This window comes from Candidatus Rubrimentiphilum sp., from assembly GCA_035710515.1.
Lineage (GTDB): Bacteria > Vulcanimicrobiota > Vulcanimicrobiia > Vulcanimicrobiales > Vulcanimicrobiaceae > Rubrimentiphilum.
Genome location: DASTDE010000001.1, coordinates 787,428 through 812,171, shown reverse-complemented (window position 1 = coordinate 812,171; position 24,744 = coordinate 787,428). Strand labels below are relative to the sequence as shown.

Genomic DNA, 24,744 nt, shown 5'->3' with positions numbered 1-24,744 from the left:
CGGGCGCATTCAAGAGCTGAGCAGCATGGCCCTAGCGCTCGGCTCTCCTTCAACTAACAAGCGCAGCCCCGCATGAGCGGGCAGCCTGAGGCCGGCATCTTGCGCGACGATCTCTTCTGCAGCGGCCTTTGCATCCCGATAGATAGCGATGTCGCGCACTAAGTCTGCAACGCGAAAACTTGCCAAGCCCGATTGCGCCGTACCCGCGAACTCGCCCGGCCCGCGCAGGCGCAAGTCTTCTTCTGCGATTTCGAACCCGTCGCTCGACTCAGATAGAATCTGCAGGCGTTCGAGCTCGGCGGCCTCATCCGGCGCGATCAGCAGACAGTACGACTGTGACGTATCGCGTCCAACGCGCCCGCGAAGCTGATGCAGCTGCGAAAGCCCGTAGCGCTGCGCATCGAGCACGATCATCACGCTGGCGTTCGGCACGTCTACGCCGACTTCAACGACCGTTGTGGAGACGAGCACCTGCACTTCATTGCGCGCAAAGCTTTGCATGACGCTCTCTTTTTCACGCGACGGCATCCGGCCGTGAAGCAGGCCGAGTTTCAATTCGGGAAAGACTTCGCGCTGCAGCCGTTCTTGCTCGGCAACGACGCTCGTTAGTGCATGCTCGGACTCATCGATTACCGGCGCAACGATGTAGGCTTGACGTCCCAGCGCCACGTTCTTCCGCACGAACTCATAGGCTTTCGGCAGGCGGCTGCGGCGCAGCGTGTAGGTCTCTATCGGCGACCGCCCCGGCGGCAGCTCGTCGATCACGGAAAGATCGAGATCCGCGTAGATCGATTGTGCGAGGGTGCGCGGTATCGGCGTGGCCGTCATGTGGAGCGTGTGCGGCGCGGTCCCTTTGGCCCGCAGCCGGGCACGCTGCTCGACGCCGAAGCGATGCTGTTCGTCGATAATGACGAGCCCCAAGCGCGCGAAATCCACGCCTTGCGTCAGCAACGCGTGCGTACCGATCGCAACCGCAGCTTCGCCGCCCGCCAAACGCGCTACCGCGTTCGCGCGTGACTTCGCGCTTTGGCTGCCGAAGATCGCTTCCACCGCGATTCCGAACGGCATCAGCAGCGGGGAGAGCTTGGCGGCGTGCTGGGCAGCCAGAATTTCCGTCGGCGCCATCAAAGCGGACTGGACGCCGTTGCGCGCGGCCAGTAGAATCGCCGCCGCTGCGACCAGTGTCTTCCCGCTGCCGACGTCACCCTGCAAGAGCCGGTTCATCGGCGCGTCCTGCGCCATGTCGTTCCAAATCTCGGCGATCACGCGTCGCTGTGTGGCGGTGAGCGGGAATGGAATCTCGCGCTGCAGTTCAGCCAGCAGTTCGCCCGGAACGCGAAGCGCGCGAGCATTGCGTTCGATAGCGCGTGCTTGACGTTTCATTTGCGCGGCCAATGCCAGCGCCAAAAACTCCGTGAAGATGAACCGTTCGCGCGCTTTTTCCGCCGTCTCAGGAGTCTGCGGCGCGTGCATCTCGCGATATGCGTCCTGCACCGCCGGAAATTTGCGCTTCCTTAGTATATCCTTCGGCAGCGGCTCCTCGCCCACGAGCGCAAGCAGCTTGGGCAAGTTGCGTTGGACGACTTGGCGGATCTTGCGCGAGGTCAGGTCTTTTCCGGCCGGGTAGACCGGCACGATTTCGCCGCGATAGCTTTCACCGTCAGGCAGCACCTTGTGGGTTGCGACATTCATAACGGCCCCGGCCAGCGTGCGCTGCGTGCGGCCGCGCACGAAGACTCGCATGCCTTTGCGCAGGGCGCCCATCAAATAGCTGCGGCCGAACCATTTTGCGACGAAGGTGCCGGAGTCGTCGGCTATCTCCGCTTCAACGATCGCCAACCGCCGCGCACGTCTTTCCCGCGTCCAGACGATGGTACCGACGGCATTTTCTTCCGGGCTGTCAACGCTGTCATCGTGAGGTATCGAACGCTTGTCATCGTGAGGTATCGAGTCCTGAGCCCCTGTCGAAGGGGCGCGAGCGACAGCGAGCGGCCCCGAGGTAACGAGGGGTCGGGGTATACCGAGCTCTGCCGCCGGCGTAACGATCCGCAAGTCGTCGTAGCGGAATGGGAAGTCGTTCAATAAATCGAGCGGCGTTTCGATGCCGAGCTCGACAAAACGCTCTGCCGTTTCTTTTCCGACACCCGCGAGATCCGTGAGGTTCATGCTGCCCTTCGATACCTCAGGGCCGCTCGCTATCGCTCGCGGTCGTTCGATACCTCACGATGACATCGTGCTCACGACGACATACCGGATGACAGCAGCTTCGTTAGTGCGTAGACTGTTTCAATGTGCGGCACTGGTACGCCATACTGATGCGCAATCTCGATCGTGGCGCCGCATATCGGCTCCAGCTCGAGTGGCTTACCCGCTTCGAGATCCTGCAGCATCGAGGTCTTGACGTCGGCGATGTGCCTGGCCATATCGAGTCGCTCTTCGGCGGAAACTCCGACTTCCGTGCCGGCCGCCCGAGCAACGGCTAACCCTTCCTCTATAATAGCGCGCAAGATCGCACGCGTCGGCGGATCGTCGAGCATGGTCGACACCGTGGCCCCCGTTAGCGCGCTGATCGGGTTCAGCGCGAGATTTCCCAGGAGCTTGCGCCAGACTAAACGCCGGATGTCCGTTTCCACCGGCGCGTGCAGGCCGGCAGCTTCGAAATACTTGGACAGCTCCGTAATTCGCGAGCTAACCGAACCATCGAGTTCGCCGATGGGATAAAGCGTGTTCCCGCTCTGCCGAATGAATCCGGGCCGCAGCACGCTTCCCGAGGTGTGTACGACGCCGCCGATGATCTGCTCGTAAGGAATTGCCGCGCGAATGTGTCCGCCGGGATCGACGCTCTCCAGCGCGCGGTCGCGCTCGAACCAAAATGGTAGACCGTTCTGCAGAGTGACGATCGTCGCGCCGGACTTTACCGCTTTCTCGAATTGCGGCAGCACACCGTGCCATTGGTGAGATTTGAACGTGAGCAGAACATACGTCGCGTCAAAGTCGCGCAGATCGTTCGATGCGGCAACGCGCGCCTCAAAGTTTCCTAAGACGCTTTCGATCTGAAGGCCGTGCTGCTTGATGGCTTCGAGGTGCCGGCCGCGCGCGACAACGCCGACCTCAATACCCGAACGCGCCAGCGCGCCGGCGATGAAGCCACCGATCGCGCCCGCGCCAAAAACTACAACCATGAAAACTTTGAGGCGACGGGCAGATTTGAACTGCCGAATGGAGCTTTTGCAGAGCTCTGCCTTACCACTTGGCTACGTCGCCGCAATGAGCGGGTGGCGGGAATCGAACCCGCGCGTCGACCTTGGGAAGGTCACAGGCTACCATTACATCACACCCGCCCGCGATTGGGCGTCGGCCACGTTTCCTCCCACCTCCGGTCCCGTCCTACAATACGACGACGGAGTGTGAGGTTGCAGCGGAGAACCGAGGCGGCGTGACGTGGTTATACGGCATACCGGTCTGGGTTATTGTCCCAGTTGCGGTTATTATGGCAACCGCACTGTCCCTGGTCGGCCTCCATTTGGCTCGCACACTGATTCGGCGCAGCCAATTGATCCCGCACAACGACGTGGCAGGCGCGATCTTCGGAACGATCGGGACCGTCCTCGCCGTCGGGCTCTCGTTTATGTTCATCAACGTGTGGACCCAATATGTCGTGGCCGCCAACATCGTTCAACAGGAAGCCAACTCGGTGGCCGACCTGCACCACCTCGCCGATGCGTTTCCTCAGCCCACCCGTGGTGAAATACAAACCAGTCTTGATAAGTACATGCAGCTCGTGATCAAGGTCGAGTGGCCGCTGATGCGCAGGGGCGATCATAGCGTTGAGGCTTATCATGCGGGATACGCCGTCCTGAACACGATTACGGCATTTCACCCCAAAGAGTCAGAGGTCATCATGCTGCAATCGCACGCGCTCGATTCGGCAAATGCTTTCTTGGACTATCGCCGTCAGCGCCTCGCCGCCAACGATGACGGAATTCCGGGACTCGTGTGGGCGGCGCTTATTTTCGTCGGGTGCATCGTCGTCATCTTTTCGTACTATTTTCGCGTCGACAACGCGTTCGAGCAGCGCTTGATGGTCGCCGCGCTCGCCTCGGTAATCGCTGTGGTCATGTTGCTGATCGCTGAATTCGATTACCCATTCCGCGGCGACATCGCCGTAAAACCGACGGCCCTTCAACACGCGTGGAACAGTATGCATAACGTCGAGGGCGGCTACTAATGATGGCGTGGGTCTACGCCCTACCGGCGTGGATCCTCATACCGTCGGTCGTGCTCGTATCATGCGCGCTCACCGGCCTGGCATTGCACCTGACCCGCGAGCGTTTAACGCGCAACGATCTGATCACGCACAACGACGTTGCCGGATCGATTCTTGGAATGCTCGGAACGGTGCTGGCCGTGATGATGTCCTTTATGGTAGCCGGCGTGTGGCACGATTACGATGACGCCGGACAAAACACGCTCGTTGAGGCCGGAGCGCTCTCGGACTTATACCACATAGCCAGCGTCCTGCCGCAACCGTCGCGCGGTCAAATTCAGGCCGGCGTCGACGAGTACATGTCGCTGCTGCTGACGGAAGAGTGGCCGCTCATGAAACAGGGCGGCGAAAGTTTGCGCGCCCACGACGCTGCCTACCGTCTTCAAGCAATCGTGGCGAACACGAAGGCGACAACCCCGCAGGCAGGCTTGATTCAGTCCCAGGCGCTTGCGTTTGCGTCGCGTTTCTTGGATGCTCGACGCCAGCGCATCCGCGACAACATGACCGGCATCCCCAACGTCTTATGGTCGGCGATGCTGGCTGTCGGACTCATCACCATCTTCTTCTCGTTCTACTTTAAAGTCGATCGCCCGTTCGCGCAGCACATCATGGTTGCCGCGCTCACCGCTGTAATTTCGCTCATCTTTATGCTCATCGCCGAGCTCGACTACCCGTTCCGTGGCGACATCGCGATTCAGCCCGTTGCGTATATGCACACGTACCAGGTCATGCACAACCGCGGGCTAGAGCCCTAGCCGCCGACCATATTCACCGCGCGTCCGGCCACGATCGCGATCGTTACCAGCGCGGTTAGAGCCTCCGCCATCATCAGCGTCTTGGCGAGTCCCGTCAGCGGGAAGGTATCGGTTGGGCTGAAGGCGGTGGCATTGGTAAATGCGAGAAAAAGATAGTCGATGAAGCGCGGCCGCCAGGTCGATCGCTTGCGCAGCTCCGGATCGAGCAAACTCTGCGAAAACATGAAATCGCCGCGTTGGGGATTGTCCACAAAACTCTGATGACAACGCGCCGCCGGCCCGCCGCCGTCGATCTCCCAGAACCACAAGGAATAGATCAGAATGTTCGTCACCCACACCTCGATCGCGGCCAGCAGGAGCTGCTCGCCCGAAAACGAGTGCTTGCGATGCAGCAGCTGATAGATAAACAGTCCGACCGTCGCAATGTTGAAAATGGTGAGCACCGCAATATGTGCGATCGACGCCACTCGCGCCCACTCGCCTTCGCGATGCCGGTGCGGCGACAAAACGAGCAGCGGAATGAGAATTCCCAAGACCAGTAAGGGCAACAGCCACAGCGGGCCGACGATGATCCTGGGCGGGAGTGTCGTGTACAATACCACGGCGGCCACCGCCGCCAGCGCCGCATGCCAGCGCGGTTCTTCCGGCAAAGCCCCCGAGGGTGCGTATGCGGTCATAGGGCGCCTTTCGCAAACGGCCGCTTCATTGCATCCCTGTCCGCACGGTTTTGGTTACAGCCACCATGGCAACTGATTTTCGAGACGGCAAGACTTTTCCGCGGCGCGGCCGGGACCCGATCGGCGACGCGCTTTGGCTGGCCAGACTTCACGACAAGGCGCGAGCTTCGGCCGCCGGAACGATCTTCGACTATATCTATCCGTGTCCGATGGACAAAGGCGTAATGGACCGCTGGGGAATCACCCCGGGCGAGTTTGACGCGGCCATTAAGGTTCACACCACCGACGATGCGCTCTATCAATGGTTGCTGACGCGCACGACGAAGGAACGGCTCCGCGCCGCCAACGAGTGGCTGCTCAAGGAGAAAATCGAAAACCTCGACAGGCAAGACTCGGAGGAAGGCGCCACGATTTAAGGGAGGGTCGCGCATGGGAGAGAGGATCGAGTGCACGCGTCCGGATGGGAAGTCGACGCCGGCATATTATGCGGCGCCGAAATCGCCCGAGAACGCGCCCGGAATTGTCGTCATATCGGAATGGTGGGGCGTGACTGCGGACATGACAGCCATCGCCGATCGCTACGCCGAGCTGGGATATCGCGCACTGGTTCCGGATCTCTTTCGGGGACGCACCGCCGCCAAAGGCGACGAAGCGACCCATTTAATGGAAGGCCTTGATTTCGGCGACGCGGCGACCCATGACGTCCGCGGCGCAATCCAGCACTTGAAGAAGTCCGGCGGAAAAGCCGGCGTGACGGGCTATTGCATGGGCGGCGCGTTGACGCTCTTGGTGGCGATGCATGTCCCCGAAGCCGACGCGGCCGTCGTCTTCTACGGTTTTCCGCCGCCCGAAGCCGGCGACCCCGCGACTATCAAAATTCCGCTGCAATGCCACTTTGCCAAGCACGATGATTTTTTTGCGCCCGCGAGCGTGGAGAAACTCGAGGAGCGGTTAAAGGAAGGGCACGTTTCTTACGAGCTCTTCTGGTACGACGCGAAGCACGCATTCGCAAATCCGAATCCGCCGGGCAGCGCGGGCTTGGGACATTACGATGCCGCGGCAGCTCAACTGTCGTGGGAGCGGGCCGTCAGGTTTTGGAAAAACACACTTCATTAACGACGACTGGAGGTTAGCTACGCATGCCTAAATACATTATCGAACGCGAGATCCCCAACGCCGGCGATCTTTCCGGCGACGAGCTGCAGGCAATCTCGGCTAAGAGCTGCAGCGTGCTGCGCGACATGGGGCCGTCGATTCAGTGGGTCGAGAGTTACGTGACCGGCAATAAAGTCTATTGCGTGTATATCGCCCCGAGCGAGAAAGAAGTGCGCGAACACGCGCAGCGTGGCGGTTTCCCGGCGAACGCCGTCAACGAAGTGAAAAACCGGATCGACCCGACCACCTCGGAGCGCTCGAAGGCTGCCGTATAGCCCGGGGCCTGGCGCCTGGTTGTTTTTGGGCCGAGACGGGGAACAAGCGAGCAACCGACCCAATAGTGGGAACAATCTGGGGCGGAAACCGTTAAGTAGGCGGAACCCGTCCAGAAAGAGGTAGTTCATGCGCGTCATCTCACCCTTGGCCGCCCTGGTGTTGGCGGTCTTTGCTAGCGGAACGGCCCTGGCATTGTCGGCTGGGACCAATCTCAGCGGCCAGATCAATCAGACGATCGACACCGGACATGCCTACGTCGGCGAGATGGTGTCCATCTCTAACGTGAGCGCTCCGGGTGCCGGGATTTACAATGCGAAGATGTACGGCACGGTCACGAAAGTGGTCAGCGCCGGACAAGGCCGCCCGGCCCAGCTTCGCATCACCCTGAACCGGCTAGTGCTCACGAACGGCACGACGTATTCGATCGTCGGAGTCGTGACCGGCTGGAACGCCGTTACCAAGAACAACACGCTTAAGGAAGTCGCCGGCGCGGTCGGCGGCATGGTTGTTGGTAACATCCTCGGCAAGTGGATATTCCACGGCGCCAGCGGCGGCGGACTCGTCGGCGCGGCCGGCGGTTATCTGACCGCCAAGAACAACCGTGCGAACATGGTTGTCAGCCAAGGATCGACGGTTCAAGTACAGCTCGTTTCGGCTCGCCGTCAAGCCGGCCACTAACAGGCAGAGCATCTAAAGAGGGCGCCTCGCGCAAGCGGGGCGTCTTTTTTTAGCCGTGCATGAAGCTCAACGGGCGTTCGCGATGGAGAATTAGCCAATCGGCGTGTTCGGTAAGTGCCTCGTGCCCGAGCTCCCCGATCACTGCGGCCGCGTCACCCGCGTAGCCTCGATCGTAGATCTTATGTAGGCGCCGGAGTGCGAAATCGAAGACGACAAACATGCGTTGATACCGTCGCGTATTTTCGCTGTACGCCTCGTGTTCGGAGAACGAACGCATCAGCAGCGCCATCAGACCCGCGAGCGCCATCGGCACGGTGGCCAAATACGTGACGAGCTGATTGTTCGCGGTGACCCACGGGATCGTTATGCCGCTCCATTGGAAAGGACCGAGTTGAAAACCGCTTGTGGCCGCAAGCGCGATTCCGGCCGCGCCGGAGATTACTATTGCCAGAGCTGTGGCGATGGCCGTCAGCCGTTTATACCGGCGATCGCGCTTCGCCTCGCGCCGGCTCGCGCTGTAGTAGTAGCGCCACTGCCCGCGAATCCAATCCAGACATTCGGGATGGCGGGGCGACTCGTTGATTGGTTCTTCCGAGCCGAAAATCAAATATGCCGTGCGCAGCGCCAGCCGTATCCATTGCAGTTCGCTTTGCTGCATGCGTAGATAGGACGCATCCACCAGGCGATCGCGCAAGCCCGCGCAGCGCCACGCTTTTTGTACGCGTAAGCCTTCCGCCAGCGCCCGGCAATCTTGGTAACGATTCTCGTAGTCGTTTCTGCGCGCGATCGCAAAAAACGCAAACGCAATAAATAGCAGGCCGGCTTTTATCGCTACGCCGGCGGGCCCGAGTTCCACGATCTGCGCGGCGCCCGCGATAAAACCGATCGTATAAACGAAGCGCATGAACCGGACGCTGTCTCGCTGCAAGCGATTCGCGACGGCGTCGGTTTGTTTCATGAGCGCCGTCAATCGATCGCCTTCCGGGCGCAGCTCCCGCGCGATGTCGCGATTGAACGAATCGAGATGCGCAATGGCGGCCCGGAAATCACGCTCGCCGCGGCGGTCAGAGCTAAAGCGCCGTGGATGAATTTCATGCAGCCCGAAAACGTCATCCGGCGCCGCCTGACCTTCCCGCGGCGTTACGATGTGGAAAACCGGCCCGATATCCGGCACGTAAGGCACGATCGCGCCGGTCCGTACATTCGAAACGCCCGTCGTCCGAAGGCGAACCGCGTCCGACGTTCCGCCCGGCCCTCTCCCCGCTTTTCCGTCCCAGAGCGCGACCAGAATTTGGCAATAGTATGCGATGTAGGTCGTCGCAGCGATGTAATCGTGCTCGCGGTTCTCCGACGTCCCGAGGACGGTAACGTCCCAACAGCCGGCAAGCACCTTGTGGAACCGCGCGCGCTGCGGCGGCGAGAAATCTTCTTCGAATCGTTCCGGCGACATCGGCAGACACGCCATGACGGCGACCCCGTGCGCCTGTGCTTCTTCAGCCGCGAAAATATCCGCGCCCGCGGCCAGTGCCGTCAGGACCAGCAGAGGCGTTGCGGGGTGCTCCGACTGCAGGCGATCGAGAACTTCGCCGAACCGCCGGCGCAGTGGCGCCTCCGCGTCCGCGGGCGTGTCCCGGTGACCGACAACGCCGATAACCAGCGGCAATATATCGAAGGCCGTTTTCATCGCCATCAATAATAACACGGGGGAATGGCCCACGACGTTTTCGTCTGTTACTCCTCGGAGGACAAGACGATTGCCAACGCGGCCTGCGCGAAGTTAGAAAGCGCGGGCATTCGCTGTTGGATCGCTCCGCGCGATCCGATTCCCGGCATTCCGTACGGACGTCAACTCGTCGACGCGATCGGCGCCGCGCGCGTGGTCTTGTTGATTTTTTCCGGGAACGCGAATCGCTCCGAGCACGTGTTGCGCGAACTTGAGGTGGCCTCGGACGGCGGCAAGATCATCGTGCCGTTCCGGATTGAGAACGTCGTCCCGAGCGGCGACCTGAAATACTACATCACACGCGTGCATTGGCTCGATGCCATGTCGCCACCAATGGAAACGCGGCTTAACGAGCTCGTTGCGATGATGCAGCGCTTGCTCGACCTTCCGGTCGTTGCGCCGCCGGCTTCTGCGCCTGCTGTTCAACCGCGCAAAATGACGGGGGCGTATATTGCCGGAGCCGCCGCGATTGTTGTCGTGGCCATTGCGGCCGCGCTCGCGTTTAGTTTCAATCGGCCGCGAACCGCCGTCGTTTCACACGCGGTTGCAAGAGCGACGGCGCAGCATAGGAAAGCCGCGCCGAAACCAACGCCCGCACACGCAACAATGGTCGCGGTGCAACCTACGCCGCGGCTTGTTTACGTCGCCGGTACAGCCGCGCCGGTCGCAACGATTCCGAAGCACGCGATCATGCGGGCTCGAAGTACGCCTGCCGCTCGAGTGGCAACGCATGCGCCGACAGCGGTTAAGACGATCGCGCCAACCATGGCACCCGTCGTGCAAACGCAAGCCCCCACGTCGCTTGCATACCGCTTGCCCAGGGGAAATGAAATTCGAGTTAGCCGTCTCTCCGCTGACTCTTGGCGTGTCGGAACCGGGAGTTACACGACGGTGGGCCGAGCGAGTATCGCCGGAACTTCCGGCACGACCCTTTCGTCGCCGCGCGGTGCCGAATGGTTTTTCATCCCCGACATAGGCGCGAACGGCCCATACGCCCACCAAGTTTGCTTCAGCACGGCCGGCCCAGGTATATGCGACGCAAACAAAATATTTCCGATACTCACCGAGCAATAATACTTGCCCGGAACAGGGAGCCACTAACGCGCGTTGAAGCGAAGGCGGTCGCTTAAGCCGAGATAGCTCAGCTGGTAGAGCACGCGCCTGAAAAGTGCGGGGTGGTCGGTTCGACTCCGACTCTCGGCAAATTTAAGCCGCCGGAATGCAAATTTCGGCGGCTGTTTTATCACATTAGTTTCAGAATGCCATACAGTTGGCACGCACACTTTTTATTATCTATCCATGAGAAAGAGCGACTATTGCGGTAATTGCGGTGCATTGAAATACGTTCGACCAAGCGGGGTCTCGCGGTGTCGGGCTTGTACGACGCTTTGGAATCGCGAATACTATCACCGTAGCCAACGCTATCGTAAGAAAATGCGGAACGATTACTACCTGCGTACTTACGGAGTGTCGATCGCAGACCTGGAGGGACTTCTTGCAGCACAGGATGGCCGTTGTGCCATTTGCTTAACTCATTGGAAGGAGTGCGCGGCCCCTAAAGCTTCTCGATACGAGAGAGTATTCGTCCAGCACCTGTATGTTGACCATGACCACGTGACGGGTAAAATCCGCGGGCTCTTATGCAACTATTGCAACATCGCTATCGGGTTTCTAAAAGAGAACGTAGAGATCATTAAGTCGGCCGCGGATTATCTCCAAGCGCATAAAGGAATGGACGAGCAGACAGACACAATCTGACGGGCATGCAAGACCACTCAACACTGCAAGCATTCGCGCTGCTCGATGTGCGGACCGGAACAATTACCGTAGCCGAACCGTTGCCCGAAGCCCGCAAGCCGGCCTACAAGTTAACAATTGATTTCGGCCACGAGATCGGCACGAAGCGCTCGAGTGCGCAACTGACGGCGCATTACAGTGCGGCCGACCTCGTCGGCAAGCAAATTATCGCGGTCGTGAATTTTCCGCCGAAGCGTATCGCCGGATTTCCAAGCGAAGTCCTAGTGCTGGGCGTGCCCGATGACGCGGGTCAAACGGTGCTGGTCGCACCGGAAGCGCGCGTTGCGAACGGCGCGCGGCTTTACTGAGAGAACTCTACTTTAAAGAGATACGAGCCGGGCACAGCCTGACAGTCACGCACCTCGGGAGAGTACGTGCTCTGGCGAGCAGCCTGCATCGCGGCTTGGTCGAGTTCGAGCGAGCCCGCCGAGCGATACACCGAGACGCCCAGAATCCGTCCGCTCGCGTCAAGATCCACCTTGATCATCGCAGTCACGTCGGTTGCGCCGCCGTAAGCACTCGCCGGCGCGTCGGGCGATATCGCCACGATCGTCTTCGCATCCACATTGGGGTCGCTGCACGCGGGCGCGGGCGGACCCACGGGAATATCCGGTTGACCGATCACGCCGCCGGGTGTTCCGGTGTTGCCCGGCGCAGTTGGCACGCCGGTTGCTCCCGGCGACGCGATGGCCACGACGCCGTGCAGATTCGGGGCTACATGGGGCCGCTGAATCTGCGGGCGCACGATTTGAACAGGATGGTGAGCAAATGCCACTGTGTGCGGCTTCGGAGGAGGCGTAAGTTTCGGACGCACCCAGATGTGCGTGATGACGGTTGGTATTTGATACGGCTTCGCTTCAACAAAGCGAACGTGAACGAAAGTGGCCAGCACGGCGTGCACCGCAAGCGACACTGCGAGCGCTGCTGCCAGGACGCGGCGGTTTCTCTTTCCGTCCATAGCCGCTGAACGAGCGGGCCGGGCAAGCCGTGACGGGACCGTGACCGCCGGCCTGGAACGTGAACCGTGGGTTATGGGAATGCGTTTTTTACGTTTTTCGCGCTTGTGTTTGCTCGCGGCGCTGGCAGCATGCGGGGGAGGAAGTCACCCGGTGCCGCTTCCCTCGTCGTCACCGCCATTATTTGGGGCCGCCCCCGGGAGCCCGATCACGCACGTCGTCTTCGTGGTGCAGGAAAACCGCACGTTCGACAACATCTTTGGCGGCCCGCACGGATTCCCGGGCGCGGACACCGCTTCAACCGGCCGAAGAACCGACAACAGCATTCAGATTTTGAGCCAAGTCGAGCTCGAATGCACGTACATCATTCGCGTTTTCGATTGCCCGCGGCAAGACCCGAACAACTATCACCAGCCGTGGCTGCTCGCGTGTAACCCGCCGTCTCCACCGCCGTTCACGGCCGGCGGAGCCTCGCCGTGCCGCATGAATGGTTTCGATCAAGATCAAACCCCGGATCTCGATCCCGACCAAGTCTATTCTTACGTTGACTACAGCGAAACGACCGCGTATTGGGACATTGCCAGGACATATACACTCGGCGATCACTTCTTCATGGGCCATAACAGCGAGTCGTACACCGCGCATCAGTACATTTTTTCCGCGCAATCCAATAATGTCGTCGACGGGCCCGTTTACCCGAACCCGCCGTCATCGGCAACGGTCTTCTTAACGCCGTGGGGTTGCGACTCGCCCTCGGGAACATCGACGTACAGGCTCGACCCCGCGACCGGACAGGAAACCAGTACTGCGTCGGGGCCGTTTCCGTGTTTCGGCGGCATGCCGGGCGGGGCGTATCGTTCGCTCGCAGATCTCGTGAACGCCAAAGAGGGTCTGAACTGGCGTCTCTACTCGTATTCAATCTGTCAAAACATCAACGCGCTCGACGTCAACAAATCAATTCGTTACGGCGGGAGTTGGCCAAGCGATGAAGAGGCGGACTGTCCGCTCGCCGGCAACGTCAACACGGCGCACTTCCGAACCCCGCAAGGTACGTTTCTCACCGACGTCGCGAACGGGGATCTCGCAAACGTTACGTGGGTGCTGCCCGGTCCGGTCACGTCCGATCATCCGGGCGTCCCCTTGGGTACTGCGGCCCATGGTGGGTCGCCAGTGTCGTAGATGCAATCGGCCAGAGCAAGTTCTGGAACTCAACGGTCATCTTCATCTTCTGGGACGATTGGGGCGGCTACTACGATCACGTGCCGCCGTACGTCGTGCGCGATCAGGCCGGTCCAGGTTTTCGTGTGCCGCTCATGGTTGTCTCGCCGTATTCGGAGCTCGGCCAAGTCGTTCACACAAACGGCGAATTCGGGACGCTGCTGCAATACACTGAACAGAATTTTGGACTCGGAACGCTTGCCCAGTCTGACGCCTCGCCGTACCTCAACAACTTGCGCGACTACTTTGATTTCAGCAGCGCGAAGCCGTTCGTCCCGATAACGATTCCGAGCTCCCTGGTATGCGGTTCCGGAACGGGCCTGACTCCCGGCCTCCGCCCCACAAAATGGCAGCGGCTGATTGGTGACGACTAACCGCGTCTCTTAGCGTAGGCCGAGCTTTTTGCCGGCTGAAAGGAGCCGTATCGTTTCGCGAATCCGCTTCTGCCGCGTTTCCTCTCGCTTCGCGGAGTGAATCCACATAAGGAACTCGCGACGATGTGTCTGCGGAAGCGCCTGAAACTGCTTCCATGCTTTAGCGTTCGCCTTCAGCGCCGTAGTGATATATGTGGGAATCGCCTTCGGAAGAACTGGTGGCGGCGCGGGCCGTTTCGCGGTCGGGGCCGCTGCCTTTCCGGCGGCGGCTAACAACCCGGCGGCTTTCATTTCAGTCCAACGCTTCCGGTTGCTATCCGACCAGTTGCTCGTCGGTTTTCGCGGCGTAAACTTGCGGGCGTACCGATCGGCGTCTAGACGTTTGATGAGACTGTCCACCCACCCGAAACAGAGCGCTTCGCACACCGAATCGTCATAGTCCACAGACTCGATTCCGCTGTGCGCCTTGTGATAGACGAGCCACACACCCGGACTTAAGGCATGATGCTTCTGCAGCCAGGCCCGCCACTGCGAGCGGCTGTGAACGTCTAAGGTCTTGAGGTCAGATCTGATAATGCTGGCATTTTGTAACGGTCGCCGACTGCGCCCCTGCCGGGGAAGGATCGCTGTTCGGCTCAGTCGCACAAATCGAAGCTCTCGGGCTCGAAGAGGTAGAACCAAATGGCAAGCGCCCCCGTTCGCGATCCGCTAAGCGACCATCTCATAACTCCTAAAAACGCGGCAATGGTCCTGATCGATTACCAGCCGGAACAATTCGCCGTAATCCGCTCTATGGATACAGCTCTACTCCTCAAGAACGTCGTGTCGACGGTGAAAACGGTTCAGGCGTTCGGCGTTCCGATTGTCCACTCAACGGTAAATGTTGCCTCAGGCAGAACCAAGCCGACCGTCCCAGAGTTGGCAAAGCTGCTTTCGAAGAGTCCGCCAATCGATAGGACCTCCATCAACTCGTGGGAGGACGTCGACTTCGTCACAGCAGTACGCGCAACGGGCCGTCGCAAGCTCATCTTCTGTGCTCTTTGGACCGAAGTGTGCATGGCGTTCCCAGCGCTGGATGCGCTCAGGGAAGGCTACGAGATCTATCCCGTGATCGATGCCATCGGCGGAACGTCGCTCGAAGCTCATCGAGCAGGCCTGGAGCGTGTCGTCCAAGCTGGCGCGCAGCCGATCAGCTGGGTCTCGTTGGCGTGCGAACTTCAACGCGACTGGGCTCGCACGGAAACCGTACCCGCAATCGTTGAGATAGTACTCACGGAGCGGCTAATCCCGGAACGCCAAAGCAACCCCGTTACTTAGTCGAGGAGGCTAGCGTCATGTTTAGTTGGACGTCTTTATTCTCCGCAACGCGCCTCGCCGCCGCGCTTGTTATCCTCAGCGCGGTCTTGGCGCCGACTCAGGCGAACGCGTCCACAAAGTGGACTGTGATCGTTGGCGGCCATACGAAGGACGACAGTGTTTACGCCAACGGATTTTTTCCGCGCGTATTAACGATTCACGTCGGAGACACCGTAACGTTTCATTTTGACGGATACCACAACGTTACGTTTTTGGGCGGCACACCCCGGCCGTCGTTTACGATCAAAAACGGCAATACGTTCTTCGGAAATCCACAAGTGTTTTTTCCCGCCGGTGGTAGACAATACGATGGGACTGGCGGCTTGCACAATTCGGGCACGCCGGTCGATGACCATCCGTATTCGTATTCACTCACGTTCACAAAGCCGGGGCACTACGAGTATGGCTGCACGATTCACGCGGGTATGACCGGCGTCATAAACGTCATCCAGAATCAACCCAAAGAGAGTCCGGCTAGCGCTCTTACTCGTGGAAAAAGCGAACAAGCCGCATCCGTAAATGCGGGCGCGAAGGCGCTCGGAAGCCTCATCCCGCAGCGCAACGGTTCGCACGTCGTCGTGACGCTGATGGGAAACAGTCGAGATCGCTACTCACTTCTTCGCTTCACGCACGATCCGCTTGTCATCTCCGCCGGCACGACGGTCACATGGACCGTTCGCGACCCGTTCGAAATCCACACAGTTACGTTTACGAGCGGCAAGAAACCGCCGGCGCTCATCGTTCCGCAACCACAGGCAGGCGGGCCGCCCAAACTTCTTATGAACCCTGTCGCGCTGACTCCAACACAGGCGAAAACGTACAATGGCACCGGGTATCTGAACTCGGGCTTGCTGTTCCCGGTCGGCACTCCCGGAACCACATCCTCATTTAGTTTGACGTTTCCGAAACCGGGACGGTACGAGTACTGGTGCATCGTGCACGCCGACGTTGGCCAGAAAGGCATAATCATCGTTAAATAGAGCGCGCGCGAAAGGAGAACTTGTTATGGCATCTATCGTCTTGGTCCACGGTGCATGGTCGGATGGCTCGGGTTGGGCAAAAGTCATCCCGCTGCTCCAGTCCGCGGGACATAACGTTGTCGCGGTGCAGAATCAAATGACGAGTCTGGCGGGCGATATGGCCAATACGCGCGCGACGATCGACGCGATGCAAGGCCCGACCGTCGTCGCCGGCCACTCGTACGGCGGCGCAGTCATAACATCGGCCGCGCAAGGCGCAAGTAACGTCAAAGCCTTGGTATTTATCGCAGCATTCGCTCCCGACGAAGGTGAAGCACTCGGGGGCTTCCCGCCCGGCGCTGGCGCACAGTTCATCGCTCCCGGCCCCGGCGGACTTCTTTATGTCGATCGAGCAAAGTTTCCGGGATGCTTTGCTGGCGATCTGCCGCCGGCAGAAGCTGCCGTGCTTGCGGCGGTACAGCGTCCGGTCGGCGGCGCGATATTCGGCGAGAAGATGGGGACGCCGGCCTGGAAGTCGATTCCATCCTGGTATCAAGTCTCCGAGAACGATCAAATGATTCCGCCGGACACGGAACGGATGATGGCTTCCCGTGCAAAAGCAACGACGATATCGCTCCCGTCTAGCCACGCGTCGCTCGTTTCGCATCCCAAGGAAGTCGCCGAGCTGATCTTAACTGCGGCGCGGGCTTGACCGGGGGAGCCCGCGCTAGGCTACGAAGTGGTGCGGCCTGGATAACTAGTTAAGAGGAGGCCCATTATGCGCCAGAGGCTTATTGCATTGGTAACTATTCTTACCGTTTTCGCAATTACCGGCGCGCCGGCTTTAGCGGGCCCGTACATGTCCTGGGGACAATGGACATCGGACCCCGGCGTCCCGTATAGCCAATGCGCGGGTCGTGCCGCTCAAGCGTTCTCCGCTGTCGGCCTAAGCTCGGGCAACGACGGCCGCTTCTTCCACGGCTCGAATGGTGCGTTCAGCGTATCGCTGATTTGCTACGATCTCGGAAACCGGTTCATCCTTACGATCACCGTAGCGCAGTCGCTCGGCACCGAGAACAACGGGATGACGACTACTCAAGTCCGCGATCAGATGGCGGCTGTAATTTTCGGCGCCGGGTCCTCGTCCGAAGTAAATCTCACCGGCAGATATACCTGTGAAGGTCCCTGCTCATCCCCCGGACGGACCGCATCGGTCGAACAAAATGGGAATGACCTGTTGTTTATTAGTGAAGTCGGCGGCCGAGCGACCGGGCGTTTCATAGACGCGCGAACCATTGCTGTTGACGCCTGGGGCCTCCGCGCTACCATCAGCCCCGATGGCCGCACGATCAGTTGGACCAACGGCGTCCGTTGGGTCCGTCAGTGAGATAGCCGACGAAGCACAAATGATGCTCGCGAAACTGATACTCGTTGCACTCGTCACCGTGGGCGCGATGCAATCGGCCCCTGCCCCATCAAACGACACGCCGACGAGTTTGCCTTCAGCCGATCCCAAGATCCTAATGAAGGCGCAAGAGTGGTTCTATCGCTTTCAGACCGGGAAAATTGACCGCTCGCAGCTGGACGTCCGGACGAATAACGGCCTCACTCAACAAATGGTCGCCGGCGAGGAAAAGACGCTTCAAGCCTTAGGCAGGCCCTCGAAATGGCTCTATTTCGGTTCTCAGCCGGTGCAATACGCCGTAGGCTATGAGTTTGGTATTCAGTTCAAACACGCTCGAGTGCTTGAACACATCGCCTTTGATGCTGACGGAAAGATCGCCGGCCTCCAATTTCAGGTCTATCCATATTAGATCAATCTTGATCTGAACGCTTACGGCCTAAGGCGACCAATTTTGTTCCCGTTTGTTTCGATAAACCAGATTGAGCCATCCGGGCCCGCCGCTATGTCGGAAGGGAAGCTGTCGATCGTTGGAACCGGAAACTCCGCGAGTTTTCCGGTCATACTGACGCGGCCGATCTTATTCGCATACGGTTCAACAATCCAAAGCGCGCTGTCCGGGCCGCTGACAATGGCCCGGGGATCGCGAGTGGGAATAGCCTCGGTGTTGCATTTGCACAGCGTTGGAGCAGGAAATAGAAATTGGGTGAGCTTCCCACGCAGCGTGAGACGCCCGACACGATCTTGAGCCGAATCTGTGAACCACAGAGCTCCGTCGGGACCCCACGCAAATCCACCGACCCCGTTGTTTGAAATCGTGTGGTACGTGATCTTTCCTTCGGGAGTGATGCGGCCCACGTAACCCTTAGAGGCCTCGGCTCGCGGGCTGCACGTCGGACATCCGGTGACGATGAACCAAACGGCATCATCGCGCCCGCCGATAATGCCCACAAGGTCGCGCCCATTTCGAGAAGCGGCAAATTCGCTTATCTTGCCGGTGGTCGAAACGCGGCCGACCTTCCCGCCCTCGGCTTCCACAAACCATATGGCATGGTCCGGGCCGGATGCGATCGCGTCGACGGCTCCGGCCGATGAAGGGACGTGAAACTCGCTGACTTTGCCACCGAGCGTCATACGTCCGATCTGCGGAGACCCGACAGAGTCCCTCTCGTTACAGCCAACGGTTTCCGAAAACCAAAGCGCCCGATCAGGTCCCGTTGCAATTCGCAAGGGCTGCCGGTGCGAGCAGGGATGCGCCTCTATCCAGCCGGGCGTTGCTGGAAGAAGCGAAAACTCCGTGATCTTTCCCGAGGCCGCGATACGGCCGATTTTGTCGGCGTTGGTTTCAGTGAACCACAGCGCGCCATCTGGGCCCACTGTAATACCACCAGGCGCACTGCCGGCGGTTGGGACCGGGAACTCCTGAATTCTTGTCACCGCCTGCGTTGGAGCGGTGATGATAACAATGACAAAGGCAATAAACGACAGTAGGTACTTCACGCGCTAGGGCCGGCGTACGATGTGGGCGCTGCTTCCTGGCTGTACGATGCTGAAGGTCTCGCTCACGCGGACGTTCTTGGCGTGGGCGGGGCTCGGCATTACGCCGTGAAAGCACGCGTCGGCGCTCACGAGTATATCTACACTCTTCCCGGTGTACGTGTACGTGAACGTGTGCGATTTTTTCGAAGCGATTCGCTCATCGCCGATGTCGAGGTGGTGGCCGTCGCTCCCATAGCCTTGGACCTTGACCGTATAACAAATGTACGTCTCGTTTTGCACTTTAACGGTGCGAGTCTGCGCAGCCACAGGGGCCGGAAGCCACGCACCGGCCACGACCAGGAGCAAGAACACAAAGCGCTTCATAATTGCACCTCTGTATCTATCACTTCGACCGGCCGGAGCGTCCCCCCGCTCGGTAGCACGTCGGCATAAGCCGGCGTTGCATGAAAAAGAGCTCCGAGGCATCGGAGCTCTTTTTTCAAATGGCGACGCTGAAGGGGCTCGAACCCTCGACCTCCGCCGTGACAGGGCGGCGCTCTAACCAACTGAGCTACAGCGCCATCGCCAAATGATGGTGGGCACGGTTGGGATTGAACCAACGACCCCCCGCGTGTGAAGCGGATGCTCTCCCACTGAGCTACGCGCCCATGCGTTTGCGAACCGGCATATCGTATCCTAGTCGCGGCGGCGCTGTCTAGCAAGCGCCTTTCGGGTATAGGGCACTGGATGGACGCCCTCGAGTCAGCCAAGGCCGCACGCCTTCGCTACGTCACCGACCAGATGCCGGGCATTCGCCGCCAAAAGCGCGGCGAGCACTTCGTCTATTTCGCCCCAGACGGCTCGCAGATCGATGACGACAAGGAACTCGCGCGTATTAAAGCCCTGGCCGTCCCGCCGGCCTATACCGATGTGTGGATCTGCCCGATTGCCAACGGCCACATCCAAGCGACCGCCCGTGATGCGCGCGGGCGCAAGCAATACCGCTACCACAAACGCTGGCGCGAGACGCGTGACGAAAATAAATACGAGCGCATGATCGCCTTCGCCGAAAGCCTGCCGAAAATCCGCAAACGGCTCGAAACCGACATCTCACTTCCCGGACTTCCGCGCGAAAAGGTCTTGGCGACCATCGTGCAGCTGTTGGAAAGCACCGCAATTCGTGTCGGCAACGACGAGTATGCCAAAGACAACAACTCCTACGGTTTGACGACGCTGCGAAACAAACACGCAAAGGTTGAAGGCTCGAACGTTCGCTTCTCCTTCCGTGGCAAGAGCGGCGTGCGGCAGGCGATCGACTTGCGCGATCGCCGTCTGGCAAAGATCATCCGGCAGTGTCAAGATTTGCCCGGCCAGCAACTGTTTGAATATGTCGCTGATGACGGGGCGACCGGCGCGATCGATTCGGCCGACGTCAACGACTACATCCGTGAGATCTCGGGCGAGGATTTTTCCGCCAAGGATTTCCGGACGTGGGCCGGCACCGTCACCTGCGCGATGCTCTTGGCTGACGACGTCATCCTCGAAGCGCAAACCGAACGCAAGCAGCGCGTTGTCGATGTCGTCAAAGAAGTCGCCAAGCACTTAGGCAACACGCCTGCGATCTGCCGCAAGTGCTATGTGCATCCGGCTATCGTCGAGGCGTATATGGAACAAGGCCGCCTCGCGGCCGCTCGAACACCCCGCGCGCGTGCGGGGTTGGCCGAAGGTGAGCTATTCGTGCTTGCTTTGCTGGACGAACGCGCTCGCGAAACTAATAGAAAGGCGGCATGATTTCGCTCGTGCTCGCGATGGTCGTCTCAACGAGCGACCCGCAAGCACAAAAGTCTTTCGATCGTGGATTGGCCTCGTTCTATGCGTACGATCGCGCCGGCGCGGGCAATGCATTTGCAAGCGCCTTGCAACAGGATCCGAATCTGGCGATGGCAGCTTGGGGCGAGGCGCTCGCTGCCGCCGGCGACTTGAACCATCCGCCCTCACCCGAAGCGTTTGCCGCGGCACAAAGCGCCGTAAAGCATGCGGTGTCGCTGGAGTCTCACGCGTCGCCGATCGAACGGGCGTATATCGATGCGCTGGCGCTTCGTTACGCGGATACGTGGGATGCGCATGAGACGGACGAACGGCGCTACGTGCAAGCGATGAGTGAGATCGTCGCCGCGCACCCGCTTGATGACGATGCAGTAACAATCACAGCCGAAGCGATGCTCGAGGATCGCGAGCCGCCCGCCAGCGTCCTCGCATTGCTGCAACCCGTGCTCCAACGTCATCCGCAGAACGTGATGGCAAATCATCTGTGCATTCACGCCTACGACGATTTGCCCGATCGCACACCCGTAATCGCCTGCGCAGATCGATTGAGCGCGATGACTTTCTTGCCGCAAGAAGAGCATCTCGCGCACATGCCGGCGCACGCCTATACTGAAACTGGGCTCTATGCGAAGGCCGTCGCGGCCAGCGATCGCGCCTGGCGGCTGCGCGTGGCCTGGAACGCCGGTCCGAGGCCGTATGAGTTGGAATACGGCCCGCACGATACGGAAGTCGGTTATGCAGCAGCGATGATGCTCGGGGATCTGCAGCTTGCGCAGCAGTGGGCGACGCGAGTAGAGGATCAAACGCTGAGCTCGCTGCGCCCATTGACGCTCGCGCGGTTTGGAAAGTGGGCGGAGATCGTCGCGTCGGTATCGCAACCGAACTCGCGCCAGCCTTTCGCGCTCGGCATGGCGTACGCGCACGAGCAAGACCTCAATTCAGCCGATCAACAACTCGCCGAATTGCGAGGGTCCGTTCCGGACAGCGACCTGGTTCCTATCCTGCAGTCGGCCATCGAGGAGCGCCGAGGCAATATCACCGCTGCCGTCGCGTCGCTCCAGCGCGCCATCGCCATTCAAAAGCGTGACGACACGAGCGAATATCTTCCGCTCTTTCCGGCCGGTCCCGCATTGGGAGCGCTCTATGTTCGTGCGGGGCGATACTCGGACGCGCGTGCAGCCCTGCAGGAATCGCTCACGCGTTTGCCCGGCGATCCGCGCGCATTCTACCTGCTAGCGCTCGCCTGCACTCACCTCGGCGACGGCCCATGCGCGACAGCTGCGAACGCGCGGTTCAACGCTATCTGGCACGAGGCCCCACCGACTGTCGCCGACCTTTAACCAAGCGAGCGCGCCCTCGCGCACCGCCGCGCGCTTTGGGAACGTTACTCTTGAGACATCCCGATCTACAGCTAGGAGACAAAACGGATGAAACAACTTACCAACCGTGCGCTTGCGACCGCCTTCGCACTAGTCCTGATCGCGGGCTCGGCGTCGGCTGCGTTGGCCGACAAGGACAAAGACAAGGGCAAGCACGTTCACGGCAACGCCGCGAACGCTCACGCCAAGGTCGTGACCAGAGTCGACAACGATTCGCGCGTCAAGGTCGATAACGACAATGACAACGACGCCGACAAGAAGGTCAAGCGCTCACATGGCAAAAGCGCGATGGCGCAAAGCTGCATCAACCCGGCCGGCAACATGCGCGGCTGGTGCAAGAGCCACATGAACGGCGCCTTCATTATGGGCACCGTCACCGGCATCAACAGCGACCACACGGCGATCGTCACGCTGGCGAACGGTCAAGAGGTTCAAATCAACACGGGCGACCGTCACTTGGTCGTCGGACAGCAGGTCACGCTGCGCGGCAACTTTGGCAACGGCAACGTGTTCGTGCCGGTCGGCGGCAACTACAAGAACTTCGGAGGCCCGTTCTCAGGTGCATCGGTGCGCGGACTGATCGTTTCGGTCAACGGCAACTCGATCCAAATCGCGCAAGGCCTGAACCTGATCACGATTAACGACGCCAATGCGGCTTCACGCGGCGCGATCAGCGGTTCGCTCTTTCCGGGGCGCACCATCACGGCGGCCGGCAATTGGAACGGCAACATCTTTTACGCCAATAGCATCCAGTAAAGACTTCTTTACCTCGTTCGCGGGGTAAAGATGAAATTGAGACGAGCCCCAGAAATATCTGGGGCTCGTTTCTTAGACAACGAGGGCGGTTAGCTCAGTGGGAGAGCGCTTCCCTGACACGGAAGAGGTCATTGGTTCAATCCCAATACCGCCCACCATTAGAGCGCTATTGAATCCGGCAGCCGTGCGCACCCGAGGCCACAACGCGTAACGTGCCGCCACTCGCGCGACGCATTGGTCCGCAAGGCGCCCATGGTCTACCGCCCGGAAGACTCATCTCCGCGTGAATGTTCACCGTATCGGCTCGAAGACTCCGTTGCCCACCGGGCCGTAAGTGGATCTGATTGCTGGGCATTCCCCTGCCGTTGAACTCTTCCACCATAATGTTATTCCGCGTGCCATTTACGACCATCCCGCCGCGCGCGGACGCGGTCTGGATCGAGGTAAATAGAATCGATACCGCGGCAAGCGCCGCCAAGAAATAAATGCGAGCCCTCATGTAAGAACCTCCTGTGCCGCAGCCCTTAGCGACCGCGACGCCTTGAGCCTTTGTCATCCGGAAGACGCAGGAAAACCCACGCATGCGGGGGCAAGGCGGCCGCTATGCCGACTGACAAGTTCGTAAGACTTATCGCTGCACTTTTGCTCTGGAGTGCATGCAGCGCGAGCACCCTCGCCGCGCAAAAAGTAACGATTACCGGCGCTTGGCGCTGTCCTCAGACTGCGGAGTATCCTTATCATTTCGAGTTCGTAACGGAGACGATCATCTCTCCGAACGGAACATATAGCTCTCTCGCACGGTCTCCGGCGGGCGCAACCCGCGCAGCCGGGCATTGGCGGATGGCCGATGGGAACACGATTCTCTTTACGGTGGAGGACTGGGATCCGAAAGAGGTTTACATTTCAGGGCAGGGGTACCAGTCGCGACCCAAACCGCCCGATCATTTGGACAAGATTGTCGCCCTGTCGGCAACCAGCATAACAACGCATAACGCCGTATGGGGTAACGTCACATGCACGCGAATTCGTGTTTAGCTTCTTCGCCTGCCGCCCAATATTTGCAGAATCGCCAAGAAGATGTTGATTGCATCCAAGTATATCTGGATCGCTAATTGAACCGGCGTGAGGTTATCGCCACCCGCGCGGATTCGCGCAAAATCGATTAACACGAGCCCCGAGAAAATCACCAGCACGATCCACGAGTAGACCTGCGGTTGCAGCCAATGCGTAAAAGCCGAGACGATGCCCGCAATCACCAGCGCGATAAGCGCGAGATAAAAATAGCTCGCGAAGCGCCGCAGGTCGAGGCCGGTCGCGTAGACGATCGCCCCCAAGGCGAACATGCCGAGCCCCGTGGTCATCGCCGCCTGCGCGACCACGTCGGAGCCGACGGTACTGTTGTAATACCCGATGGTCGGCGCCAGCCCGACGCCTTCGAGAAATGTGAAGGCATAAAATAGCGTCAGCGAAAGCGCGGAATTGGCGCGCGTCGCATTGATCACGAAGAGCAGAATGAAGCCGGCAATAAGTGCTATGAGACCGGCAACGGGCGGAACATGTTGAAAGAGCGTCGCCGCCAGGGCCGTGATCACCAGACCTAACGCGGTGATGCCGAGGACCTGCCCCAGCAAATGCTGGACCGGTACGGCAGGCGCCAGCGAAAAGCGCTGGGGCGGAGATTGAGAGCCGGAAAGCATGGGGATATGTTCA

Annotated in this window: 29 protein-coding genes and 6 tRNA genes; 21 read left to right on the top strand and 14 right to left on the bottom strand. The window is 59.8% G+C overall.

The genetic code is table 11. The features are described 5' to 3' along the window. Nucleotides 1-9 precede the first annotated feature (9 nt). From recG to VFO29_04035, 4 genes are all read right to left on the bottom strand, one after another. Nucleotides 10-2,166, bottom strand: coding sequence for an ATP-dependent DNA helicase RecG (recG, locus tag VFO29_04050; protein HET9392684.1), 2,157 nt, complete (start codon nt 2,164-2,166; stop codon nt 10-12). A 71-nt stretch (nt 2,167-2,237) separates the two neighbouring features. Next, nucleotides 2,238-3,182 (bottom strand): 2-dehydropantoate 2-reductase, encoded by a 945-nt coding sequence (locus VFO29_04045; GenBank protein HET9392683.1) that lies wholly within the window; start codon nt 3,180-3,182, stop codon nt 2,238-2,240. A gap of 10 nt (nt 3,183-3,192) precedes the next feature. Beyond that, nucleotides 3,193-3,264 (bottom strand) — tRNA-Cys (locus tag VFO29_04040). Nucleotides 3,265-3,270: 6 nt separating this feature from the next. Further along, nucleotides 3,271-3,341, bottom strand: a tRNA-Gly gene (locus VFO29_04035). A gap of 95 nt (nt 3,342-3,436) precedes the next feature. Here VFO29_04035 and VFO29_04030 point away from each other — a divergent pair. Together VFO29_04030 and VFO29_04025 are read left to right on the top strand one after the other, a co-directional pair. Further along, complete coding sequence (locus VFO29_04030; protein ID HET9392682.1) at nt 3,437-4,228, top strand: hypothetical protein; 792 nt, start codon at nt 3,437-3,439, stop codon at nt 4,226-4,228. Next, the gene (locus VFO29_04025; GenBank protein ID HET9392681.1) at nt 4,228-5,022 is read left to right on the top strand and encodes a hypothetical protein; all 795 of its coding nucleotides are present in this window, start codon (nt 4,228-4,230) and stop codon (nt 5,020-5,022) included. Before VFO29_04030 ends, VFO29_04025 begins: the two co-directional genes overlap by 1 nt. Here VFO29_04025 and VFO29_04020 read toward each other — a convergent pair. Then, nucleotides 5,019-5,699, bottom strand: a complete 681-nt coding sequence (locus VFO29_04020; protein ID HET9392680.1) for a hypothetical protein — start codon at nt 5,697-5,699, stop codon at nt 5,019-5,021. The two genes, VFO29_04025 and VFO29_04020, sit on opposite strands and share 4 nt — an antisense overlap. Before the next feature lie 65 nt (nt 5,700-5,764). Between VFO29_04020 and VFO29_04015 the strand changes: the two genes are divergently transcribed. The 4 genes from VFO29_04015 to VFO29_04000 all read left to right on the top strand — a co-directional run bounded on the left by VFO29_04015 (nt 5,765) and on the right by VFO29_04000 (nt 7,808). Then, nucleotides 5,765-6,115: a DUF5069 domain-containing protein gene (locus VFO29_04015; GenBank protein ID HET9392679.1), complete on the top strand. Its 351-nt coding sequence runs from the start codon at nt 5,765-5,767 to the stop codon at nt 6,113-6,115. Nucleotides 6,116-6,128: 13 nt separating this feature from the next. Beyond that, nucleotides 6,129-6,815: a dienelactone hydrolase family protein gene (locus tag VFO29_04010; GenBank protein ID HET9392678.1), complete on the top strand. Its 687-nt coding sequence runs from the start codon at nt 6,129-6,131 to the stop codon at nt 6,813-6,815. A 23-nt stretch (nt 6,816-6,838) separates the two neighbouring features. Further along, nucleotides 6,839-7,129: a DUF4242 domain-containing protein gene (locus VFO29_04005; GenBank protein HET9392677.1), complete on the top strand. Its 291-nt coding sequence runs from the start codon at nt 6,839-6,841 to the stop codon at nt 7,127-7,129. 127 nt (nt 7,130-7,256) lie between these two features. Further along, complete coding sequence (locus VFO29_04000; protein HET9392676.1) at nt 7,257-7,808, top strand: hypothetical protein; 552 nt, start codon at nt 7,257-7,259, stop codon at nt 7,806-7,808. A gap of 49 nt (nt 7,809-7,857) precedes the next feature. On the opposite strand, the gene VFO29_03995 is transcribed toward VFO29_04000, so the two are convergent. Beyond that, nucleotides 7,858-9,492: a hypothetical protein gene (locus VFO29_03995; GenBank protein HET9392675.1), complete on the bottom strand. Its 1,635-nt coding sequence runs from the start codon at nt 9,490-9,492 to the stop codon at nt 7,858-7,860. A 24-nt stretch (nt 9,493-9,516) separates the two neighbouring features. Here VFO29_03995 and VFO29_03990 point away from each other — a divergent pair, with 24 nt between their 5' ends. From VFO29_03990 to VFO29_03980, 3 genes are all read left to right on the top strand, one after another. Beyond that, complete coding sequence (locus tag VFO29_03990; protein ID HET9392674.1) at nt 9,517-10,605, top strand: TIR domain-containing protein; 1,089 nt, start codon at nt 9,517-9,519, stop codon at nt 10,603-10,605. A 56-nt stretch (nt 10,606-10,661) separates the two neighbouring features. Further along, nucleotides 10,662-10,734, top strand: a tRNA-Phe gene (locus tag VFO29_03985). A 560-nt stretch (nt 10,735-11,294) separates the two neighbouring features. Beyond that, the gene (locus tag VFO29_03980; GenBank protein ID HET9392673.1) at nt 11,295-11,636 is read left to right on the top strand and encodes a tRNA-binding protein; all 342 of its coding nucleotides are present in this window, start codon (nt 11,295-11,297) and stop codon (nt 11,634-11,636) included. On the opposite strand, the gene VFO29_03975 is transcribed toward VFO29_03980, so the two are convergent. Then, on the bottom strand, nt 11,630-12,286 hold the full coding sequence (locus VFO29_03975; protein ID HET9392672.1) for a TonB family protein: 657 nt from the start codon (nt 12,284-12,286) through the stop codon (nt 11,630-11,632). The two genes, VFO29_03980 and VFO29_03975, sit on opposite strands and share 7 nt — an antisense overlap. 151 nt (nt 12,287-12,437) lie before the next feature. On the opposite strand from VFO29_03975, the gene VFO29_03970 reads away from it, so the two are divergent. Together VFO29_03970 and VFO29_03965 are read left to right on the top strand one after the other, a co-directional pair. Continuing rightward, the gene (locus tag VFO29_03970) at nt 12,438-13,463 is read left to right on the top strand and encodes an alkaline phosphatase family protein (GenBank protein HET9392671.1); all 1,026 of its coding nucleotides are present in this window, start codon (nt 12,438-12,440) and stop codon (nt 13,461-13,463) included. Then, nucleotides 13,379-13,876 carry an alkaline phosphatase family protein gene (locus tag VFO29_03965; GenBank protein ID HET9392670.1) on the top strand — a complete coding sequence of 166 codons (498 nt, stop codon included), beginning with the start codon at nt 13,379-13,381 and terminating at the stop codon, nt 13,874-13,876. The genes VFO29_03970 and VFO29_03965 overlap by 85 nt, the downstream gene beginning before the upstream one ends. Nucleotides 13,877-13,885: 9 nt before the next feature. Here the strand turns inward: VFO29_03965 and VFO29_03960 are convergent, their stop codons facing one another. After that, a complete protein-coding gene (locus VFO29_03960; GenBank protein HET9392669.1) occupies nt 13,886-14,362 on the bottom strand; it encodes a YdeI/OmpD-associated family protein in 477 nt (158 codons plus the stop codon). Nucleotides 14,363-14,557: 195 nt separating this feature from the next. Here VFO29_03960 and VFO29_03955 point away from each other — a divergent pair, with 195 nt between their 5' ends. The 5 genes from VFO29_03955 (at nt 14,558) to VFO29_03935 (ending at nt 18,005) form a co-directional block, all read left to right on the top strand. Then, a complete protein-coding gene (locus VFO29_03955; GenBank protein ID HET9392668.1) occupies nt 14,558-15,193 on the top strand; it encodes a hydrolase in 636 nt (211 codons plus the stop codon). 17 nt (nt 15,194-15,210) lie between these two features. Next, the gene (locus VFO29_03950) at nt 15,211-16,212 is read left to right on the top strand and encodes a hypothetical protein (protein HET9392667.1); all 1,002 of its coding nucleotides are present in this window, start codon (nt 15,211-15,213) and stop codon (nt 16,210-16,212) included. 25 nt (nt 16,213-16,237) lie between these two features. Continuing rightward, complete coding sequence (locus VFO29_03945) at nt 16,238-16,903, top strand: alpha/beta hydrolase (protein ID HET9392666.1); 666 nt, start codon at nt 16,238-16,240, stop codon at nt 16,901-16,903. 66 nt (nt 16,904-16,969) lie between these two features. After that, entirely contained in the window at nt 16,970-17,578 is a 609-nt protein-coding gene (locus VFO29_03940; GenBank protein HET9392665.1) for a hypothetical protein, read from the top strand. 19 nt (nt 17,579-17,597) lie between these two features. Then, on the top strand, nt 17,598-18,005 hold the full coding sequence (locus VFO29_03935; protein ID HET9392664.1) for a hypothetical protein: 408 nt from the start codon (nt 17,598-17,600) through the stop codon (nt 18,003-18,005). Nucleotides 18,006-18,025: 20 nt separating this feature from the next. On the opposite strand, the gene VFO29_03930 is transcribed toward VFO29_03935, so the two are convergent. From VFO29_03930 to VFO29_03915, 4 genes are all read right to left on the bottom strand, one after another. Then, nucleotides 18,026-19,093: a hypothetical protein gene (locus VFO29_03930; GenBank protein ID HET9392663.1), complete on the bottom strand. Its 1,068-nt coding sequence runs from the start codon at nt 19,091-19,093 to the stop codon at nt 18,026-18,028. Between the two features lie 3 nt (nt 19,094-19,096). Further along, nucleotides 19,097-19,456, bottom strand: coding sequence for a hypothetical protein (locus tag VFO29_03925; GenBank protein ID HET9392662.1), 360 nt, complete (start codon nt 19,454-19,456; stop codon nt 19,097-19,099). A gap of 120 nt (nt 19,457-19,576) precedes the next feature. Next, nucleotides 19,577-19,653, bottom strand: a tRNA-Asp gene (locus VFO29_03920). 12 nt (nt 19,654-19,665) lie between these two features. Beyond that, nucleotides 19,666-19,740, bottom strand: a tRNA-Val gene (locus VFO29_03915). A 79-nt stretch (nt 19,741-19,819) separates the two neighbouring features. Between VFO29_03915 and VFO29_03910 the strand changes: the two genes are divergently transcribed. From VFO29_03910 to VFO29_03895, 4 genes are all read left to right on the top strand, one after another. Continuing rightward, nucleotides 19,820-20,863, top strand: a complete 1,044-nt coding sequence (locus tag VFO29_03910; GenBank protein HET9392661.1) for a hypothetical protein — start codon at nt 19,820-19,822, stop codon at nt 20,861-20,863. Then, nucleotides 20,860-22,239, top strand: coding sequence for a tetratricopeptide repeat protein (locus tag VFO29_03905; GenBank protein HET9392660.1), 1,380 nt, complete (start codon nt 20,860-20,862; stop codon nt 22,237-22,239). Before VFO29_03910 ends, VFO29_03905 begins: the two co-directional genes overlap by 4 nt. 87 nt (nt 22,240-22,326) lie before the next feature. Beyond that, nucleotides 22,327-23,034, top strand: a complete 708-nt coding sequence (locus VFO29_03900) for a hypothetical protein (GenBank protein ID HET9392659.1) — start codon at nt 22,327-22,329, stop codon at nt 23,032-23,034. An 83-nt stretch (nt 23,035-23,117) separates the two neighbouring features. After that, nucleotides 23,118-23,192: transfer RNA gene (locus VFO29_03895), tRNA-Val, on the top strand. A gap of 8 nt (nt 23,193-23,200) precedes the next feature. Here VFO29_03895 and VFO29_03890 read toward each other — a convergent pair. After that, on the bottom strand, nt 23,201-23,533 hold the full coding sequence (locus tag VFO29_03890) for a hypothetical protein (GenBank protein ID HET9392658.1): 333 nt from the start codon (nt 23,531-23,533) through the stop codon (nt 23,201-23,203). 104 nt (nt 23,534-23,637) lie between these two features. Between VFO29_03890 and VFO29_03885 the strand changes: the two genes are divergently transcribed. Beyond that, a complete protein-coding gene (locus VFO29_03885) occupies nt 23,638-24,069 on the top strand; it encodes a hypothetical protein (GenBank protein ID HET9392657.1) in 432 nt (143 codons plus the stop codon). Here VFO29_03885 and VFO29_03880 read toward each other — a convergent pair. Beyond that, nucleotides 24,066-24,731 (bottom strand): Bax inhibitor-1 family protein, encoded by a 666-nt coding sequence (locus tag VFO29_03880; protein ID HET9392656.1) that lies wholly within the window; start codon nt 24,729-24,731, stop codon nt 24,066-24,068. The genes VFO29_03885 and VFO29_03880 overlap by 4 nt on opposite strands. Between the last annotated feature and the right edge of the window lie 13 nt (nt 24,732-24,744).

What these genes read in the sequence shown, in the direction of transcription:
- VFO29_03950 (HET9392667.1), top strand. Translation starts at nt 15,211, where the DNA reads ATGTTTAGTTGGACGTCTTTATTCTCCGCAACGCGCCTCGCCGCCGCG.
- VFO29_04000 (HET9392676.1), top strand. Translation starts at nt 7,257, where the DNA reads ATGCGCGTCATCTCACCCTTGGCCGCCCTGGTGTTGGCGGTCTTTGCT.
- VFO29_04025 (HET9392681.1), top strand. Translation starts at nt 4,228, where the DNA reads ATGATGGCGTGGGTCTACGCCCTACCGGCGTGGATCCTCATACCGTCG.
- VFO29_04010 (HET9392678.1), top strand. Translation starts at nt 6,129, where the DNA reads ATGGGAGAGAGGATCGAGTGCACGCGTCCGGATGGGAAGTCGACGCCG.
- VFO29_03925 (HET9392662.1), bottom strand. Translation starts at nt 19,456, where the DNA reads ATGAAGCGCTTTGTGTTCTTGCTCCTGGTCGTGGCCGGTGCGTGGCTT.
- VFO29_03900 (HET9392659.1), top strand. Translation starts at nt 22,327, where the DNA reads ATGAAACAACTTACCAACCGTGCGCTTGCGACCGCCTTCGCACTAGTC.
- VFO29_03945 (HET9392666.1), top strand. Translation starts at nt 16,238, where the DNA reads ATGGCATCTATCGTCTTGGTCCACGGTGCATGGTCGGATGGCTCGGGT.
- VFO29_03890 (HET9392658.1), bottom strand. Translation starts at nt 23,533, where the DNA reads ATGAGGGCTCGCATTTATTTCTTGGCGGCGCTTGCCGCGGTATCGATT.
- VFO29_04005 (HET9392677.1), top strand. Translation starts at nt 6,839, where the DNA reads ATGCCTAAATACATTATCGAACGCGAGATCCCCAACGCCGGCGATCTT.
- VFO29_04045 (HET9392683.1), bottom strand. Translation starts at nt 3,182, where the DNA reads ATGGTTGTAGTTTTTGGCGCGGGCGCGATCGGTGGCTTCATCGCCGGC.
- VFO29_03905 (HET9392660.1), top strand. Translation starts at nt 20,860, where the DNA reads ATGATTTCGCTCGTGCTCGCGATGGTCGTCTCAACGAGCGACCCGCAA.
- VFO29_03910 (HET9392661.1), top strand. Translation starts at nt 19,820, where the DNA reads ATGGACGCCCTCGAGTCAGCCAAGGCCGCACGCCTTCGCTACGTCACC.
- VFO29_03885 (HET9392657.1), top strand. Translation starts at nt 23,638, where the DNA reads ATGCCGACTGACAAGTTCGTAAGACTTATCGCTGCACTTTTGCTCTGG.
- VFO29_03935 (HET9392664.1), top strand. Translation starts at nt 17,598, where the DNA reads ATGATGCTCGCGAAACTGATACTCGTTGCACTCGTCACCGTGGGCGCG.
- VFO29_03955 (HET9392668.1), top strand. Translation starts at nt 14,558, where the DNA reads ATGGCAAGCGCCCCCGTTCGCGATCCGCTAAGCGACCATCTCATAACT.
- VFO29_03980 (HET9392673.1), top strand. Translation starts at nt 11,295, where the DNA reads ATGCAAGACCACTCAACACTGCAAGCATTCGCGCTGCTCGATGTGCGG.
- VFO29_03975 (HET9392672.1), bottom strand. Translation starts at nt 12,286, where the DNA reads ATGGACGGAAAGAGAAACCGCCGCGTCCTGGCAGCAGCGCTCGCAGTG.
- VFO29_04020 (HET9392680.1), bottom strand. Translation starts at nt 5,699, where the DNA reads ATGACCGCATACGCACCCTCGGGGGCTTTGCCGGAAGAACCGCGCTGG.
- VFO29_03940 (HET9392665.1), top strand. Translation starts at nt 16,970, where the DNA reads ATGCGCCAGAGGCTTATTGCATTGGTAACTATTCTTACCGTTTTCGCA.
- VFO29_03990 (HET9392674.1), top strand. Translation starts at nt 9,517, where the DNA reads ATGGCCCACGACGTTTTCGTCTGTTACTCCTCGGAGGACAAGACGATT.
- VFO29_04015 (HET9392679.1), top strand. Translation starts at nt 5,765, where the DNA reads ATGGCAACTGATTTTCGAGACGGCAAGACTTTTCCGCGGCGCGGCCGG.
- recG (HET9392684.1), bottom strand. Translation starts at nt 2,166, where the DNA reads ATGAACCTCACGGATCTCGCGGGTGTCGGAAAAGAAACGGCAGAGCGT.
- VFO29_03995 (HET9392675.1), bottom strand. Translation starts at nt 9,492, where the DNA reads ATGAAAACGGCCTTCGATATATTGCCGCTGGTTATCGGCGTTGTCGGT.
- VFO29_03880 (HET9392656.1), bottom strand. Translation starts at nt 24,731, where the DNA reads ATGCTTTCCGGCTCTCAATCTCCGCCCCAGCGCTTTTCGCTGGCGCCT.